This is a genomic window from Desulfoprunum benzoelyticum (assembly GCF_014201505.1).
Classification (GTDB): domain Bacteria; phylum Desulfobacterota; class Desulfobulbia; order Desulfobulbales; family Desulfocapsaceae; genus Desulfoprunum; species Desulfoprunum benzoelyticum.
This window is the reverse complement of record NZ_JACHEO010000003.1, coordinates 98,355-115,173: the sequence shown is the minus strand read 5'-3', so window position 1 is coordinate 115,173 and position 16,819 is coordinate 98,355. Positions and strand designations below refer to the sequence as shown.

The following is a 16,819-nucleotide window of genomic DNA, read 5'->3' as shown; positions in this document are numbered from 1 at the left end:
TCAGAAGGCAAGCAGGCGATCGAGATTGTTTTTGAGGTACGTCAGGTTGGTGACGATCGGGCTGTCGTTGGAATCCTTGCCGCGGATCACCACCTCGTCGATGAAGCTGGCGGCCCGGGCCTTGGCCTCGTCCATCGAATCGCCCCAGACCAGGGCCAGGGCGAGATTGGGGTCGAAATCACTGGGAATGGGATAGGGCCGGTCGAAGGGGACATGGGTGTACACCGCCGACCACTCGTGCTGCGGGAACGTGAAGTCGGTGATGGTGCCGATCCACGGGGCGAACCCTCGTCGGGTGTCCTCGGCGACGATCCGCAGCTCGATGGCGGCGCCGCGCAGGTCGACATCGGCCTGGCGATAGCCGATCTTGTCGCCGAGACCAAGGCGGATCTGTTCGCGCAGCAGGTTCGGCTGTTTGCCGTTGATGTAGCTGATGCGGGCCGAGATGTCGTTTTCCACCTGGATCCGGGTGTTGACCTCGAGCAGGTAGGGCTGGCCGCTGCGGGAGACGATCCACTCCCAGGTGCCGACGTTGTCGTAGTTGACGTGGGCGGCGAGTTTCAGCGAGTAATCGACGATCTGGTCGAGGACCTGCCGTTCGTCGAAATCGTAGGCGAAACAGGAGTTGTGGAAGCCGGGGGCGGCCTCGACCCGTTTCTGCCGGCCGGTCGACTGGATCGTGCAGTTGCGGGTGCCGAAATGGATCCGTTCGCCGTGCTTGGAGCAGACCAGCTGGACCTCGAGGTGGTTGTAATCGCGCAGGCACTGCTCGATCAGGACCCCGCCATCGCCGAACTGGCGTTTGGCATAGTTCTGCAGCTGGCGGTAGATGCGGCGGAAGTGCTCGATTTCGGTGACCTCTTCGATTCCCATGCCGCCGCCGCCGGCCGCCGCCTTGACGAGGATCGACGGGTTGTCGATGCCGTCGGCTTCCTGGCCCTCGAGCAGCCGCAGGGCGATCTCCTCGGCCTCCATCTCGTTGTAGATCGGGGCGTCGGTGCCGGGGATGGTCGGGATGCCGAGCTGGTTGGCGGTGCGCTTGGTGTTGATCTTGTCGCCGAGACTCTTGATGACCTCCCAACTCGGGCCGATAAAGGTCAGGGACCGGTCGCGGTTCGAGGCCCGGCGGGCGAAGCGGTAGTCCTCGGAGAAGAATCCGTATCCCGGATGGATGGCGGTGCAGCCGCTGTGGTCGGCGACCGCCAGGATATCGTTGGGTTCGGTGTAGCTGGTTATCCGCCAGGCGTTCTGGTCCGGCCCCCGGGTGATATTGCGCTGAACATGCTCGGAATCCTTGTCCGCCTCGGTGTAGACCACGGCGTAATCAAGACCGAGATCCTTGCAGGCGTTCATGATCCGGATGGCGATTTCCCCCCGGTTGGCGATAAGAACCTTTCCTTCCAAACTGTTCCTCGTTTATTATAATGAAAGAGCGCCGCGCTGTCGTTGAGGGCAGTGGCGCTGCAGAAATGAACCGGAAATGGACACCCAATAACTCGAGCCTACTATAGTCTCGCCTCCTTAATAAGCAAAGAAAAAAGATGTATGTCCGCCGCCGGGCCAGGAACAGTGCGGCTTAGCGGCCGACGAGGGCAACCCGTGGGACGATGGCCGGCGATGGGCGGGCTCTGGAAAAATGCAGGGAGGAATGAGCGCCGATATTGCTTTTTCCCCCGCTGATGATAAAAGTCTTGGCATTAACGGCGGACGCATTTTCGCCACAGGCAGGGAGAGTCGGCACTGCCTGATGATCCCGGGCCTCCATCCCGAACACCAGTTCCCGAACGATACATGGAAACGGATAATGTCACTGATCAGCAGGATGCTGCTGAACGCAAAGGTATTTTCAAACGTCTGCTGGCCTCGATCTCCTTCGGCCGCCCGGGAACGACCGCCGATCTCGAACAGGAAATCCAGGATCTGCTGGAGGAGGGCGAGGAGCAGGGACTGATCACCAGCATGGAAGAGAAGATGATCAACTCGATCTTCGACTTCCGGGAGACGGTGGCGGCCGAGATCATGACCCCGGCGGCCGAGATCGTCGATTTTGATGAATCGTTGTCGCTGTCCGAGCTGGTCGATCTGGTGATCGAAAACGGTTTTACCCGCATCCCGGTCTACCGGGGCAACGCCGACCGGGTCATCGGTATCATCCATGCCAAGGACCTGCTGAAGATCTGCGCCCGGCCCCAGGCCGGACCGATGACCCTCGACAGCTTCCTCCGCCCGGTCCACTTCGTGCCGGAGAACAAACCGATCGGCGAACTGTTCCGGGAGTTTCAGAAGAACAAGGTGCACATGGCGATGGTGACCGACGAGTTCGGGGCCATCCGCGGGCTGATCACGATGGAGGACATCGTCGAGGAGATTGTCGGTGAGATCGACGACGAGTACGACGACGACCAGGACAACCTCGAGATCGTCGACGACAACACGATCATGGTCCATGCCCGGGTCGATCTCGAAAAGGTCGAGGATCATTTCGACCTGAAGCTGCCGGAGGGCCCGTATGAGTCGATCGGCGGTCTGATCATCCACATCCTCGGCCGTCTCGGCCAGGTCGGCGATACGGTGGCGGTCAACGGCCTGAGGCTGGTGGTCAGGAGCGCCGCCAAGCGCCACATCAAGATGATCGAAATCACGCGCCTGACTGTCGCGGAGTCTGTTTGATGGCTGTGACCGTCCGTTCACCGCTGCTGGCGGCCGGGTTGTCAGGGCTGCTGCTGGCCCTCTCTTTTCCCGGCGGGCCGGGCTTGTGGCCGCTGCTGGCGGTCGCCCTGGTGCCGCTGCTGCTTGCCGTTCGGGGCGGAAGTCGGGCCCGGGCCTTCCGGGCCGGGCTGGTCGCCGGGATGGTCCACTTTGTTATCCTGCTCTACTGGCTCGTCACCGTCCTCGGCCACTACGGCGGCCTGCCGTGGTATTTTTCGGTGCCGGCGCTGGTTCTGCTCGCCCTGTACATGGCGCTGTATGTCGGATTCTTCGCCCTTGGCGCCCGGGTGCTGGTCGAGACGCTGCCGCCTCCGGCCGCGCTGTGGCTGGTGCCGGCTCTCTGGGTCGGCCTCGACTGGCTGCGCGGCGTTCTGTTCAGCGGCTTTCCGTGGATGGACCTTGGTTATGCCCTGTGGGGGCAACCGGCGCTGATCCAGGTGGCCGACCTTCTCGGCCACCACGGCGTCACCTTTCTCCTCGTTCTCGTCAACACCCTGCTCGCCCTGCTGCTCAGTGTCGGGCAGGAATCAGGGCCGGGGGGGTGGGGGCGGCTGAGGCTGGCCGCGCCTGTCGTCCTCGTGGTCGCGGTCGTGGCGGTCTACTCGACGGTGCGCTGGACCCAGGTCGGGCAGCAGATGGCCGGGGCCGGGCGGATGCCCATCGGCATCGTCCAGGGCAATATCGACCAGGACCTCAAGTGGTCGCCCGAGAACCAGGGCAAGACGATGGCGATCTATATCGATCAGACCGCCTCGCTGTTTGCCGGCGGCGTTGGAGCGCGGCGGCCGACCCTGGTGGTCTGGCCGGAGACGGCCCTGCCATTTTATCCCGCGAACAGCATGTTCGTCGAGGACCTGCAGCGGCTGAACACCCGGTTCGACATGGCCCTGCTGACCGGGGCGCCATGGTATGAGGTCGTCGACCGGGAAAAGAGGGAGTATGATTACTATAACAGTGCCGTGCTGATTGCCCCGACCGGGAAGTTCATCGACCGCTATTCGAAGAGTCACCTCGTTCCGTTCGGCGAATATGTCCCGCTCAAACCGCTGCTGCCGTTTCTGGCGCCGCTGGTCGAATCGGTGGGCGATTTTTCGCCCGGGGTCATCGGCCGGCCACCGCAATGGCGGCAGGGACGGCTCGGGGTGCTGATCTGCTTCGAGAGCATCTTCCCCGCCATCGCCGGGCAGTGGGTGCGAAACGGGGCCAATGTGCTTGTCAATTTGACCAATGACGCCTGGTATGGTAAATCGAGTGCCCCTCACCACAGTCTGGCGATGACGGTCTTCCGCGCGGTGGAGACCAGGCGCAGCCTGGTCCGTTCGGCCAATACCGGGATTTCCGGGTTTATCGACCCGCTCGGCCGGGTCGTTCGGCAATCTGGGCTGTTCGAACCGTGGGCGGTTGCCGAGGACGTGGTCCTGATGGAAGGCAAGAGCCTCTGGTTGCGTGGCGGCCGTCTCTTCGCCCCGCTGTGCGCCGGAGCGGCGCTGGCCGCCATCGGCTGGAGCGTCGCCGGACCCCGGCGCCGTCGACAAACCCTGTAACAACATGCTCCGCGGCCCCTGTCGGCCTGGCGGCGGATTTGATCAACTTTATCGTGTAGGACGCAATTATGACGCTTGATACCGGTGCTGCTGTTTCGAAACAGAGGATAACTGAATTGAAGGAGCGCCTGCTGGCCCTGAAGGAGCATCTTTGACCTGGCTCAAAAGAAAGACGAGCTGGAGCGGCTGGAACAGCAGACCCTCGCCCCCAATTTCTGGAATGACGCCGAAATGGCGCAGAAGGTCCAGAAGGCGCACGGTCAGCTGCAGGAGATCATCAACGGCTGGGAAAACAAGTGGAGCGAGCTGGAGGAAGTCGACCTGCTCCTCGATATGGGGGTGGAGGAGAACGACAACGACACCTTCAACGAGGTCGCCCTCCGTCTCACCGATCTGCAGGATCTCGTCGCAGTGTCGGAAGTGGAGTGCATGTTCAGCGGCGAGCACGACAACAGCAACGCCATCATCACCATCCACGCCGGGGCCGGCGGCACCGAGGCCCAGGACTGGGTCGGCATCCTGCTGCGGATGTACCTGCGCTGGGCGGAAAGGATGGACTTCCGCTCCGATATCCTCGATATCCTGCCGGGAGACGAGGCCGGAACGAAGAGTGTCACCATCCTGATCCAGGGCCGCTATGCCTACGGCTACATGCGCTCCGAACTCGGCATCCACCGGTTGGTGCGGATCTCGCCGTTCGACGCGAGCGGTCGCCGCCACACCTCGTTCGCCTCGGTGATGGTGATGCCGGAACTCGACGACAGCGTCAATGTCGACCTCGATGAGAAGGACATCCGCATCGACACCTTCCGTGCCAGCGGCGCCGGCGGCCAGCATGTCAACAAGACCGACTCGGCGATCCGCATCACTCACCTGCCGACCGGCATCGTCGTCCAGTGCCAGAACGAGCGCTCCCAGCACCGCAACAAGGACATGGCGATGAAGATGCTGATCTCCCGCCTCTATGAACTGGAGGAGGAGCGCAAACAGGCCGAGCAGGAAGGCCTGGGCGGCGACAAGAAGGAGATTGCCTGGGGCAGCCAGATCCGCTCCTACGTCCTCCAGCCCTACCGGCTGATCAAGGATCACCGGACCGACCACGAGATGGGCAACGTCGACGCGGTGCTCGACGGCTACCTCGATTCCTTTATCAAGGCCTATCTGCTGTGGCGGAATTGAGGCGGCGACCCGGCAGGAGCCCGGCCCCGTGACGAATCCCGTTCGCTGCGCCAAGTGCGGGGCCTGCACCGTCGTCTGCCCGGTCTACCGGGCCAGCGGCGGCCTGGAGTCCTATTCGGCCCGGGGCCGCAACCATCTGGCGACGGTCCCGGAGTATGCCCGGCCGACCCCGGCCTATGAGGACATCTTCTCCAAGTGCCTGCTGTGCGGGGCCTGCACCAAAGCCTGTCCCCGCGGGATCGATGTCAACCGCGAGACGGTCCGTGCCCGTGCCGGTTTCACCCGCCTGTACGGCCGCCATGGCTTTCAGAAGTACCTGGCCCGCCAGGCGCTGCGGCATCCCGAGATCCTGGGCGCGGCCGGGCGGCTGGGACGGACCGCCGGGCGATTGACCAGGCGGCTGCCGACCGACAGCGGCCTGCGGCTGCGGCTGGCGATGTTCGAACCGCCGGCGGCGGAACTGCCGGCGGCGCAAGAGGCTGCACCCAGACCGTTACCGTCGCTCTCGTCGCTGACCTGGTTTCCCGGCTGTGCCGCCGAGTATCTCTTTCCCGAGATTGCCGACGCCTGCCGCGACCTGCTGGCCGGCCATGGCTTCGACCTGGTTGCCCCGGAGGGCCTCGGCTGCTGCGGCCTGGCCCACCATGCCGCCGGCGATATCGAGGCGGCCCAGGCCCTGGCCCGTCGCAATATCGAGGCCCTGGAGCGTCGCCCCGGCCCGATCCTGATCTCCTGCGCCTCCTGTTTCGCCCATCTCCGCCATTATCGCGATCTGCTGGCCGACGACCCCCTGTGGCGGGAGCGGGCGGCGGCGGTCGGCGACCGCCTGGCGGAAATGATGCAGTTTGTCGATGGCCTTGCCCCGCCGACGGATGGAGGATCTGCCGCGGCGACGACGCAACGGCCGCTGCGGGTCTTCTATCACGATCCCTGTCATCTCCGCCATGAGGTCGCAATCGTGAAGGAACCGCGGCGGCTCCTGCAGCGACTCCCGGGCGTCGACCTGGTGGAGTTGCCCGGCGGGCCGCAGTGCTGCGGCCAGGGCGGACTGTTCCACCTCGGCGCCCCCGAACTGGCGGCGCTGATCCGCGACGATCTGGCGGCGAAGGTCCTCGCCCTGCAGCCGGATATCGTCACCAGCACCTGCTCGGGCTGTCTGATGCAGTGGAAGACGGCGCTGACCGCCGCCGGGTCGCCGGTTGCGGTCATGCACCTGGCGGAACTGCTGCGCCTGATGGCCGCCCCCTCCCTCGCGCCCGCATCCCCTTTGTAACTCGCCTTCGCCCTGCAGGGTATCGATCCGCTGCGATCCGTCGACCGGGCCGCCGGGATGGTCGTTCCGCCTGATTTTCCTTCATTTCGTCTTCATAAAGCGTATATACTGGTGCTATGGGTCTGCCCGTCCGCGGGGCGGCAGGCATCGGAAGCATTGACCGAGTGAATGGCTGGATGGAGACGGTAATGGTGGCGGACGACCTCAAGACCCGAGAAGAACTCCTCGCCGAACTGGCTGTCCTGCGACAGCGGCTTGGCACGGCAGCGGCGCGGCTCGACGACCGGGGGCCGCATGGCGGCGACGATCTGCTGCAGCGGCTGATGGATGATTTCATGGCCCCCGTCGTCATCACCTCGATGCCTGACCGGCGGATTCTCTATCTCAACGGCTACGCTTCGCGTTATCTGGGGGTGAGGGCGGAGGACGCCGTCGGCATGATCGACCTTCAGTTCTGGCTGGTCCCCGAAGACCGGAGCCGGTTCGTGGCCGAGATCAACCGCCAGGGGATGGCCAAGGATTTCGAGACCAGTTTCCGAGCGCGGGACGGCCGGGTTCTCCATGCCCTCCTCTCGGCCCATTCCGTGACCTTTGCCGGCCGGATGGCGACGCTGACCCTCTTCGCCGATATCACCGACCGGAAAAAGACCGAAGAGGCCCTGTTCGAGAGCGAGACGCGGGTCCTCGACATCTACAACCTGATGCGGCTGATGTCCGATACGGTTCCGGATTTCATCTGGGTCAAGGACCTTGATGACCGCTATCTCTTCGCCAACAAGGCCCTCTGCCTGCGGCTGCTGATGAGCGACACCGTCGACGAACCGATCGGCAAGGATTTCCGATATTTTGCCGAACGGGAGAAACAGCGGGGGGTCGGCTTCACCTTCGGCGACGGTTGCGTCGATTCCGATGCGGTGGTCAGGCAGACCGGGGAGGCCGGGCGTTTTGTCGAGTCGGGGCTTGTCCGCGGGGAAAATCTGATCCTCGATGTCTACAAAACTCCGCTGTTCGACGAATCCGAACGGATGATCGGCACGGTCGGAGTCGGCCGTGACGTCACCCAGGACTGGCGGACCAGGCAGGCCCTGGGTGAGAGTGAGGAGCGCTACCGGCTGCTGCTGAACAATATCCGTGATGTGCTCTGGATCATGGATGAAAACCTCCGCTTCACCTTCGTCACTCCGTCGGTCACCGCCCTGACCGGTTACAGCCCGGAAGAGTTTCTGAACCTGTCGCCAGACAGCTATCTGGTGCCGCGCTCCCGCTTGATGTACGAGAATGCGGTGCGCAAGGGGCTGGCCCGGGAGGCCCGGGGCATCCGCGAAGAATCGCCGCGGCTGTGGAAATTCGAGTGGCAGTGCAAGGACGGTTCGGTGATCTGGGTCGAGAGCCTGATCTCGATCCTCAGGAACGACGATGGCTCGTTCCGGGGGCTGATCGGGGTGAGCCGCGACACGACCAGCCAGATGCGGGTGCTCCGCGATCTCAAGCAGGCCAAGGAGATCGCCCTGGCCGCCAATCGGGCCAAGTCCGAGTTCCTCGCCAATATGAGCCATGAGATCCGCACGCCGATGAATGCGATCCTCGGCATGATGCAGCTGCTGCGGGAGACTCCGCTCAATCGGGAGCAGCGAGGCTATGTCGACACCACCCTGGTGGCGGGGGAAAGCCTGCTCCGCCTGATCAGCGATATCCTGGATTTTTCGAAGATCGAGGCGGGCAAGGTCGAACTGGTCTGCGAACCCTTCGCCCCCGTTCCCCTGGTTGAATCGGTGCTCCGCTCCTTTGACAGCATGGTCGACCGGGACCGGGTCGACATCCGGTACATCGTCAACGGCAGTCCGCCGGAATGGGTGGTGGGCGATGGCTTGCGGCTGCGTCAGATTCTCTTCAACCTTCTCGGCAACGCCGTCAAGTTCACCGACGAGGGTGATATTGCGGTTACGCTCGAGGCGAGATCCCATGACGACGGCGGAACCGCGAATCTGCTGTTCGAGGTCCGGGATACCGGGGTCGGCATCCCCGCCAATCTGTCCGATCAGCTGTTCGAGCCCTTCGTCCAGGCCAACGGCTCCTTCCGTCGCCGGTACCGCGGTACCGGACTGGGGTTGAGCATCGTCAAACGCCTGGTCGGCATGCTCGGCGGCGAGATCAGGCTGTCGAGCATCGAAGGCGAGGGGACCGTCGTGCGATTTTCAATTCCGGTGCAGATCTGCGACGATCACGACACGGCGATGGACGACACGGTGAAGGCCGACGATCCCGGTGACGTCTCCCTCCATGTCCTGGTGGTCGAGGATGAGGCGATCAACGCCCAGGTGGTGTCGGCGATGCTCCGCAATCAGGGGCATGGGGTGGTAGTGGCGCCGAACGGCCGGCTGGCCCTCGAGACCCTTGAAAACGAAATGTTCGACTGCATTTTCATGGACATCCAGATGCCGGAAATGGATGGTCTCGAAACCTCGGCCGCGATCAGGGAGCACGCCGGGTGCAACCGCCACGACATCCCGATCATCGCCCTGACGGCCCATGCGATCCAGGGTGACCGGGAGCGCTTCCTGGCCGCCGGCATGGATGATTACCTGACCAAGCCGATCAGGGCCGAATCACTGCGGGAGATCATGCGGAAGGTCGCCGGCCGCCGCTATTGCCGGGGTTACGGCCGGGCATAGTGCCCGGCCCCTGGTCTTGCCGGTATCAGTCGAGGAACGACTCGATCGGCGTGTGCTCCATGTTGAAGGCCTCGGCCACGCCCTTGAAGGTGATCCTGCCCCCGACGACGTTGACTCCGGGGCGGATCTCCTCGTTGTCCCGGCAGGCCTGCTTCCAGCCCTTGTCGGCGATCTGCAGGGCGTAGGGGAGGGTGGCGTTGGTCAGGGCCAGGGTCGAGGTCAGGGGGACCGCGCCCGGCATATTGGCGACGCAGTAATGGATGATGCCGTCGACGATGTAGGTCGGCTGCGTGTGGGTGGTCGGGCGCGAGGTTTCGAAACAGCCGCCCTGGTCGATGGCGACATCGACCACGACCGATCCCGGCTTCATCTCCTGCAACATCTCCCGGCTGACGACCTTCGGCGCCTTGGCGCCGGGGATCAGGACCGCGCCGACGACCAGATCGGCCTCTCGCAGCAGCTGGCGCAACTTCGGCCGGGAGCTCATCACCGCGTAGCAGTTGCCCGGCATGATCTCACTGAGGTAGCGGAGACGGTCGAGATCGATGTCGAGCATGTAGACCCTGGCCCCGAGGCCGCTGGCGATGCGGGCGGCATTGAGACCGACGACGCCGCAACCGATCACCACGACATTCCCCGGTTCGACTCCGGGAACCCCGCCAAGCAGGATGCCGCGGCCGCCATTGCTCATCTGCAGGTAATTGGCGCCTTCCTGGGCCGCCATGCGGCCGGCGACCTCGCTCATCGGGGTCAGCAGCGGCAGGCTGCGGTCGTTTTTCTGGATGGTCTCATAGGCGATATTGACCGAGCCGGCGGTCATCAGGGCCCTGGTCAGTTCCTCCTCGGCGGCGAGGTGGAGGTAGGTGAAGATGATCTGATCGCGCCGGATCAACGGGTATTCGCAGGGTTGGGGTTCCTTGACGTGCATGACCATATCGGCCCCGGCATAGATCTCGGCCGCCGTCGCGAGAAGCGTCGCCCCGGCCTGCCGGTATTCGTCGTCGGTGAAACCGCTGCCGGCACCGGCGCCCTGTTCGACGAGGACCTGGTGCCGGTGGCGGGTCATGGTCTCCACCCCGGCCGGGGTCATGCCCACGCGGTTTTCGGCTGTTTTGATTTCCTTGAGAATTCCGATGATCATGATTCTGGTCCTTGTTCTGGGATGAAGGGGCGTGGGCGGCCTGTCGTCAGGGCGTCGGCGGGGATTTTGCCGCTGCCGGCGGCTCAGCGGCGGGGATGGATGGGTCGACGGCGGTGTCGGGTTTGCTCGCCAGGGCCGAACAGCTGCAGCACATCGTCCCGCCGTCCTTGTGGCACATGCCGGTGAGGCCGTGCCGGGTGCGGCGCAGGCGGCGGCGGGCGAAGTTGATCATGAAGGCCATGATCAGCACCAGCGGGAAGGTGAACATCAGGAAGAGGAGAAAGGTGTTCATGGCTCGAATATACGCACTGTCGGCTCAATCGCCGAAGTCGTCGAAGTGGATGTTGTCATCGTCGACCCCGAGGTCGTCGAGCATTTCCCTGATCGCCTTCAGCATCGGCGGCGGTCCGCACAGGTAGTAATGGATGTCGTCGGGGGCCGGATGGTCCTTGAGATACTGGTCGTAGAGGATGAGGTGGATGTAGCCGGTCGCACCCTGCCAGTTGTCCTCGGGCATCGGGTTGGAGAGGGCGAGGTGGAAGGTGAAGTTGTCATGCTTCGCCGCCAGCTGTTCGAACTCTTTGTCGTAGAATACCTCTTTCAGGCTGCGGCCGCCGTACCAGAAGGAAACCTTGCGTTTGGTCTTTTTATCCAGGAACAGATCGAAGATATGGCTGCGTAGCGGGGCCATGCCGGCGCCGCCGCCGATGAAGACGATCTCGGCGTCGCTGTCCTGCATCAGAAACTCGCCGAAGGGCCCGGCGATGGTGACCTCGTCGCCCGGCTGGAGGTTGAAGATATAGGACGAGACCTGCCCCGGCGGGATATCCGGACTGCCCCCCGGCGGCGGGCTGGCGATACGGACGTTGAGCTTGATGATCCCCTTCTCGCCGGGGTAGTTGGCCATCGAATAGGCCCGCGACACCGGGGTGTGGACATGGGATTTGTACTGGAACATCTTGAACTTGGTCCAGTCGGCGAGAAAGCGTTCATCGATATCGAAATTGGCGTAGGACAACGTGTGCGGCGGCACTTCGATCTGGATGAAACCGCCGGCCTTGAAATCGACATCCTCCCCGGGCGGCAGGGTCAGGACCAGCTCCTTGATGAAGGTCGCGACGTTGTTGTTGGAGAGGACGGTGCAGCGCCATTTCTTCGACTCCAGCGCGTCCCGCGGCACTTCGATGGCCAGGTCCCGCTTGACTCCGACTTGGCATGACAGGCGCATCCCCTTCTTTGCCTCGCGGATGTTGATCTTCGACCGCTCGGTCGGCAGGATCTGCCCGCCCCCCTCCCTGACAATGCAGCGGCACTGGCCGCAGCTGCCGCCGCCGCCGCAGGCCGAGGACAGGAAGATGCCGTGATCGGCGAGGGTCGTCAACAGCTTGCCGCCGGGCCGGGCCTTGATCTGCCGCAGGCCGTTGACGTCGATGGTGATATCGCCCCCCGGCAGCAGGGACCGCTTGGCCAGAACGATGATGGAGACGAGGACGAACTGGATCAGGACGAAGGTCGCCACGGCGAACAGGATAAGATGCATCGTCGCGATCCTCCGTTACAGTTCCATGCCGGCCAGGCCCATGAAGGCCATGGCCATCAGGCCGGCAACGATAAAGGTCTGGCCGAGGCCGCGCAGGCCGGGGGGCGGGTTGGCGTACTCCAGTTTTTCCCGGATCCCGGCCAGGGCCACCACGGCGAGGAAGAAACCGGCCCCGGCGCCGATGCCGTAGGCGGCGCTCTCGCCGAGGCTGTAATCGCGTTCGACCATGAACAGCACCCCGCCGAGGATGGCGCAGTTGACGGTCAAGAGCGGCAGGTAGATCCCCAGGCTGTTGTACAGCGCCGGCAGGTAGCGGTCGATCGCCATCTCCATGACCTGGACGATGGCGGCGATGATGGCGATATAGGTCAGCAGGCCGAGGAAGGTCAGGTCGAGATCGGGCTGGCCGGCCCAGGCCATGGCCCCCGGCTTCAGCAGGTGGTTGAGGATCAGGTTGTTGATCGGGGTGGCGATGGCGAGGATCGCCAGCACCGCCGTGCCGAGGCCGAAGGCGGTCTTGACCTTTCTGGAGATGGCGAGGAAGGTGCACATCCCGAGAAAGAAGCTGAGCGGCAGGTTCTCGAGAAAGATCGAGCGGAAGATGATGTCGAGGTAATGCATCAGTCTTTCTCCTGTTGGCTCGGGTCGATTGTCCGCAGGACCCAGATGATCAATGCGATGAGGAAAAAGGCGCTTGCCGGCAGGATCAGCAGGCCGTTGCGGACGTACCAGCCGCCGCTCGTCGTCAGCGGCAGGATCTCGACGCCGAAGACGCTGCCGGAACCGAACAGTTCGCGGATGAACGAGACGACGACCAGGATGAAGCCGTAGCCGAGGCCGTTGCCGATGCCGTCGACGAAGCTGGCCAGAGGCGGGTTGCTCATCGCGAAACCCTCGGCCCTTCCCATGACGATACAGTTGGTGATGATCAGGCCGACGTAGATCGACAGCTGTTTGGCCAGGTCGAAATAGAAGGCCTTGAGGATCTGGTCGACCAGGATCACCAGCGTGGCGATGACCGTAATCTGGATGCCGATCCGCACCGTGCTCGGGATCTGGAAGCGGACGATGCTGATGATCAGACTGGAGAAGGCGGTCACCAGGGTGACGCAGATCGCCATCACGACGGCGGTCGCCATCTGGCCGGTGACCGCCAGTGCCGAACAGATGCCGAGGACGAGCAGGGCGATCGGGTTGCGCCGCAAGATCGACCTGGTCAGCAGTTCCCTGTTGCTCTCAGCCATTGGATGTCTCCTCCTGCCGCAATTGCCGGAAAAATGGTTTGAAACCGTCGTCGCCGAACCAGAAGTGGAGCAGGCGGTCGACCCCCTGGGTCGTCAGGCTGGCCCCGGACAGGCCGTCGATCTCGTAGGCGGCCTGGGCCCCGTCGGTGGCAGCCTTGCCTTTGACGACCCTGATTGCGATCTCGCCCGAATCGGCATAGATCCGCTTGCCCTGCCACAGCTGCTGCCAGCGGCTGTTTTCAATCTCGCCGCCGAGCCCCGGGGTCTCGCCGTGGTCGTAAAAGGCCACCCCCCGGATGCGGTTGAGATCGGCATCGACCGCGACGTAGGCGAACATCGTCGACCACAGGCCCTTGCCGCGGACCGGCAGGATGTACTGCTCCACCGTTTCGCCCTGCTTCACCAGGTAGACGAGGGAATATTTTTCCAGGCGGCGGAGGCGGGCCGGATCTTCGGCGGCATCGAGGCTGCGGCCCAGATCGGTGCTGAGCGCGGCCTTGAGCTGGTTGTAGGCCTCGGGGTCGAGCTGGTCGTCGGGGACGTAGCGGCCGGTTGCCAGGTCGACGATGCGGGTCTCGACGCCGGCGAAGAGGCGATCGATCGGCTGGTCCTCCCGGTACAGGCCGGCGGCCGCGAGGATGTTCTTTTTGCGGTCGAGCTGGCGGTTGGCCTCCTGCAGCGGCTGCAGACCGACCACCGCCCCGGCGACCAGGGCCGAACAGACGAAGGCCAGGATCAGCACCGAGTAGAAGGGCTTGAGCGGGGATTGATCAGCCATGGCGCAGTCTCCTCCTTTTGACATTGGCCTCGATCACGAAAAAATCAAGGAGAGGAGCGAAAACATTGCCCAGCAGAATCGCCAGCATCACCCCTTCCGGGAAGGCCGGATTGGCCACCCGGATCATGATCGCCAGGATGCCGATCAGCAGACCGTAGAGCCATTGGCCGGTCGCGGTATGGGCCGAGGACACCGGGTCGGTGGCCATGAAGACGAGACCGAAGGCGAAGCCGCCGAGGACGAGATGCCAGTGTGGCGGGATCTCCCGCAGCGGGTTGATGCCGTCGGCGGTCAGCCAGAACCAGAGAGCGCAGGCCAGGGCCCCCAGGGTCATCGCCAGCATCACCCGCCAGGAGGCGATGCCGGTGGCCAGCAGGACCGCGGCGCCGAGCAGGCAGGCCAGGGTCGAGGTCTCGCCCATCGACCCGGGGATCGTGCCGATAAAGGCCTGGGACCAGCTCCAGTCGAGCGACTGCATGATCTGCCCCGGCTGGGCGGCGGCCAGCTGGCCCAGCGGGGTGGCGCCGCTGACGCCGTCCACGGCGGACCACACCTGATCGCCGGTGATCTGGGCCGGGTAGGCGAAAAAGAGAAAGGCCCGGGAGGCCAGGGCCGGGTTCATGAAGTTGCGGCCGACCCCGCCGAACACCTCCTTGGCGAAGATCACGCCGAAACTGATGCCGAGCGCCACCTGCCACATGGGGATCGTCGGCGGCAGGGTCAGGGCGAAGAGCAGGCCGGTGACGAGAAAGGCCTCGGAAAACTCATGGCCGCGGACCAGGGTGAAGATCGCCTCCCAGAAGCTGCCGACGACCATCGTGACGAGGTAGATCGGCAGGAAGTACAGGGCGCCGTGGACCAGGTTCGAGAGGTGGCTGGCGGGATCGCAGCCGATCAGGGCCATGACCGAGCCGCGCCAGCCCTCGGGGGTGGCCAGGCCGAGGGTGGCGAGGGCGGTATTGGCGAGATGGCCGGTATTCCACAGGGCCATCACGACGCAGGGGATGAGGGCGACCAGGACCGTGCTCATGATCCGTTTGAGGTCGAGGCCGTCGCGGACATGCGGCGCCCCGACCGTCCGGGTGTTGCTGCCGAAGAGGAAGCTGTCGACGGCCTCGTAGAGCGAATACCAGCGTTCGTATCGGCCGCCCTGTTGAAAATGGCGACCGAGCTTCTCCATGAGTGTGCTGAGTTTTTGCATAGATTGTCGTCCAGCGGGTGGTGGTTCCTTTATTGCCGGGGAATCAGCCCCCGCTTTCGATGGTTGTCAGCAATTGCCGCAGCATCGGTCCGAAATCGTTCTTGCCGGGACAGACGAAACTGCAGAGGGCCAGATCCTCCTCGATCAGCTCGAGACAGCCGAGTTCCTGGGCCTTTTCACTGTCCTGGACGGCGATGCTTCTGAGCAGCGAGGTGGCGATGATATCGAGCGGCATGACCTGTTCATAGCTGCCGATCGGAAAGATCGCCCGCCGGCCGCCCCAGGTGGCGGTGATCATCGGCAGCGGTTTTCGGCCCAGCAAGGCGGAGAGGAAGACCGGTTTGAGCGAGAAACGGTCGCGGCCCGGCATCAGCCAGTTGAACAGACTGCGGCCGCTGTCCTCCCGTACCGCCGAGACCTGGTTGTGGTAGCGGCCGAGAAAATCGACGGGGGCGGCCATCGCCCGTCCGCTCAGGACCGAGCCGGAGATCAGGCGGCAGGGGGCGTCGCCGGTCTCGTCCCGGCACAGTTCGGTGATCGAGGCGCCGATCCGGGTGGTGACGAGGCCGGGCTTGCTGATCGCCGGGCCGGCGAGGGCGATGATCCGCTCGGTCTGCAGGCGGCCGGTCCGGAACAGGTGGCCGATGGCGATGACGTCCTGGTAGCCGATCTGCCAGACGGTCTTGTGCTCGTGGACCGGATCGATGAAATGGATGTGGGTGGAGGCCAGACCGGCGGGGTGGGGGCCGGAAAAGAGCCACGAGTGGAGGTCGTCGATATCGTCGATCCCGTCGATTGGCTGCGCGCTGCAGAGGTGGATCGGGCAGGCGGCCAGGCGGCGCAGGATCTGCAGGCCGCGGCGGAAGTCAGCGGCGGCGAGGGCGATGATCACCAGCGGGTCGGCCGCCAGCGGCTCGGTGTCGATGGCGGTGACGAACAACGAGGCCGGGGGCGCGGCAACGGCCGGGATCCGGCCGAAGGGCCGGGTGCGCAGGCTGGTCCACAGGCCGGAGGCGATCAGCGTCGCCTGCACCGCCGCCGCCGTCAGGGTCTGCGGGTCGTCCCCGGGGTGGTCGAGGAAGGCGATGTCGTCGTCGCCGTCAACGGCGATCACCAGCGACTGGAAGCGCCGCTTGGCCCCGCGGTTGATCTCGACGACGGTGCCGCAGCCGGGTGAGGTGTAGACGACCTCGGGGTTGTTCTTGTCGGTGAACAGCGCCTGGCCGACCTTGACCCGGTCGCCCTCGCCGACGGCCAACGACGGGCGGATGCCGAAACTGTCGTTACCGAGCAGGGCGACGCGGCCGACATCCCGCCCCGGCCTGACGTTCTGCACCGGTCCCCCGGATATCGGGATGTCCAATCCTTTTTTGATGCGGATATGGTTCATATGCGGGTGTATCCCTGTCGGTTTTTCTGGCCCCGAAAAAAACGGAAGGGGCGCAGGTATTCCTGAAAGCCTGCTTGAGAATAGGGAGGCAAATCGTATATCATAGTTTTCACATCAGATTGCTGCTATTATATTCACGAATGCCGCT

At 64.1% G+C, this 16,819-nt stretch carries 14 protein-coding genes; 5 read left to right on the top strand and 9 right to left on the bottom strand.

Going from position 1 to position 16,819, the window contains the following annotated elements; all coding sequences use genetic code 11:
* Complete coding sequence (locus HNQ81_RS04720) at positions 1–1,404, bottom strand: biotin carboxylase N-terminal domain-containing protein (RefSeq protein WP_183348830.1); 1,404 nt, start codon at positions 1,402–1,404, stop codon at positions 1–3.
* 387 nt (positions 1,405–1,791) lie between these two features.
* Here HNQ81_RS04720 and HNQ81_RS04715 point away from each other — a divergent pair, with 387 nt between their 5' ends.
* From HNQ81_RS04715 to HNQ81_RS04695, 5 genes are all read left to right on the top strand, one after another.
* Complete coding sequence (locus HNQ81_RS04715; RefSeq protein WP_183348828.1) at positions 1,792–2,670, top strand: hemolysin family protein; 879 nt, start codon at positions 1,792–1,794, stop codon at positions 2,668–2,670.
* Complete coding sequence (lnt, locus tag HNQ81_RS04710; protein ID WP_183348826.1) at positions 2,670–4,253, top strand: apolipoprotein N-acyltransferase; 1,584 nt, start codon at positions 2,670–2,672, stop codon at positions 4,251–4,253. The genes HNQ81_RS04715 and lnt overlap by 1 nt, the downstream gene beginning before the upstream one ends.
* A gap of 68 nt (positions 4,254–4,321) precedes the next feature.
* Positions 4,322–5,432 (top strand): peptide chain release factor 2 gene (prfB, locus tag HNQ81_RS04705; RefSeq protein ID WP_183348824.1). Its coding sequence is split into 2 segments (ribosomal slippage): positions 4,322–4,405 and positions 4,407–5,432, totalling 1,110 coding nucleotides; the frame shifts between segments, so codons are not numbered across the junction.
* A 28-nt stretch (positions 5,433–5,460) separates the two neighbouring features.
* Positions 5,461–6,705, top strand: coding sequence for a heterodisulfide reductase-related iron-sulfur binding cluster (locus tag HNQ81_RS04700; RefSeq protein ID WP_183348822.1), 1,245 nt, complete (start codon positions 5,461–5,463; stop codon positions 6,703–6,705).
* A 188-nt stretch (positions 6,706–6,893) separates the two neighbouring features.
* Positions 6,894–9,377 (top strand): PAS domain S-box protein, encoded by a 2,484-nt coding sequence (locus tag HNQ81_RS04695; protein ID WP_183348820.1) that lies wholly within the window; start codon positions 6,894–6,896, stop codon positions 9,375–9,377.
* A 25-nt stretch (positions 9,378–9,402) separates the two neighbouring features.
* Here the strand turns inward: HNQ81_RS04695 and ald are convergent, their stop codons facing one another.
* Genes ald through HNQ81_RS04655 form a run of 8 tightly spaced genes read right to left on the bottom strand, consistent with a single transcriptional unit; the run spans position 9,403 to position 16,671 of the window.
* Positions 9,403–10,518, bottom strand: coding sequence for an alanine dehydrogenase (gene ald / locus HNQ81_RS04690; protein ID WP_183348818.1), 1,116 nt, complete (start codon positions 10,516–10,518; stop codon positions 9,403–9,405).
* 46 nt (positions 10,519–10,564) lie between these two features.
* Positions 10,565–10,810 (bottom strand): hypothetical protein, encoded by a 246-nt coding sequence (locus tag HNQ81_RS04685; RefSeq protein WP_183348816.1) that lies wholly within the window; start codon positions 10,808–10,810, stop codon positions 10,565–10,567.
* 24 nt (positions 10,811–10,834) lie between these two features.
* Positions 10,835–12,058: an NADH:ubiquinone reductase (Na(+)-transporting) subunit F gene (nqrF, locus tag HNQ81_RS04680; RefSeq protein WP_183348814.1), complete on the bottom strand. Its 1,224-nt coding sequence runs from the start codon at positions 12,056–12,058 to the stop codon at positions 10,835–10,837.
* Positions 12,059–12,073: 15 nt separating this feature from the next.
* Positions 12,074–12,682 (bottom strand): NADH:ubiquinone reductase (Na(+)-transporting) subunit E, encoded by a 609-nt coding sequence (gene nqrE, locus HNQ81_RS04675; RefSeq protein ID WP_183349056.1) that lies wholly within the window; start codon positions 12,680–12,682, stop codon positions 12,074–12,076.
* Positions 12,679–13,302, bottom strand: a complete 624-nt coding sequence (locus HNQ81_RS04670) for an NADH:ubiquinone reductase (Na(+)-transporting) subunit D (RefSeq protein WP_183348812.1) — start codon at positions 13,300–13,302, stop codon at positions 12,679–12,681. The genes nqrE and HNQ81_RS04670 overlap by 4 nt, the downstream gene beginning before the upstream one ends.
* Entirely contained in the window at positions 13,295–14,080 is a 786-nt protein-coding gene (locus tag HNQ81_RS04665) for a Na(+)-translocating NADH-quinone reductase subunit C (RefSeq protein ID WP_183348810.1), read from the bottom strand. The genes HNQ81_RS04670 and HNQ81_RS04665 overlap by 8 nt, the downstream gene beginning before the upstream one ends.
* Positions 14,073–15,281 (bottom strand): NADH:ubiquinone reductase (Na(+)-transporting) subunit B, encoded by a 1,209-nt coding sequence (locus HNQ81_RS04660; RefSeq protein WP_183348808.1) that lies wholly within the window; start codon positions 15,279–15,281, stop codon positions 14,073–14,075. The genes HNQ81_RS04665 and HNQ81_RS04660 overlap by 8 nt, the downstream gene beginning before the upstream one ends.
* A gap of 43 nt (positions 15,282–15,324) precedes the next feature.
* On the bottom strand, positions 15,325–16,671 hold the full coding sequence (locus tag HNQ81_RS04655) for a Na(+)-translocating NADH-quinone reductase subunit A (RefSeq protein ID WP_183348806.1): 1,347 nt from the start codon (positions 16,669–16,671) through the stop codon (positions 15,325–15,327).
* Positions 16,672–16,819 lie beyond the last annotated feature (148 nt).

Coding starts and splice junctions, on each gene's coding strand:
- HNQ81_RS04660 (WP_183348808.1), bottom strand. CDS start 15,281: ATGCAAAAACTCAGCACACTCATGGAGAAGCTCGGTCGCCATTTTCAA.
- HNQ81_RS04715 (WP_183348828.1), top strand. CDS start 1,792: ATGGAAACGGATAATGTCACTGATCAGCAGGATGCTGCTGAACGCAAA.
- HNQ81_RS04670 (WP_183348812.1), bottom strand. CDS start 13,302: ATGGCTGAGAGCAACAGGGAACTGCTGACCAGGTCGATCTTGCGGCGC.
- HNQ81_RS04665 (WP_183348810.1), bottom strand. CDS start 14,080: ATGGCTGATCAATCCCCGCTCAAGCCCTTCTACTCGGTGCTGATCCTG.
- HNQ81_RS04685 (WP_183348816.1), bottom strand. CDS start 10,810: ATGAACACCTTTCTCCTCTTCCTGATGTTCACCTTCCCGCTGGTGCTG.
- ald (WP_183348818.1), bottom strand. CDS start 10,518: ATGATCATCGGAATTCTCAAGGAAATCAAAACAGCCGAAAACCGCGTG.
- HNQ81_RS04695 (WP_183348820.1), top strand. CDS start 6,894: ATGGTGGCGGACGACCTCAAGACCCGAGAAGAACTCCTCGCCGAACTG.
- HNQ81_RS04655 (WP_183348806.1), bottom strand. CDS start 16,671: ATGAACCATATCCGCATCAAAAAAGGATTGGACATCCCGATATCCGGG.
- nqrF (WP_183348814.1), bottom strand. CDS start 12,058: ATGCATCTTATCCTGTTCGCCGTGGCGACCTTCGTCCTGATCCAGTTC.
- lnt (WP_183348826.1), top strand. CDS start 2,670: ATGGCTGTGACCGTCCGTTCACCGCTGCTGGCGGCCGGGTTGTCAGGG.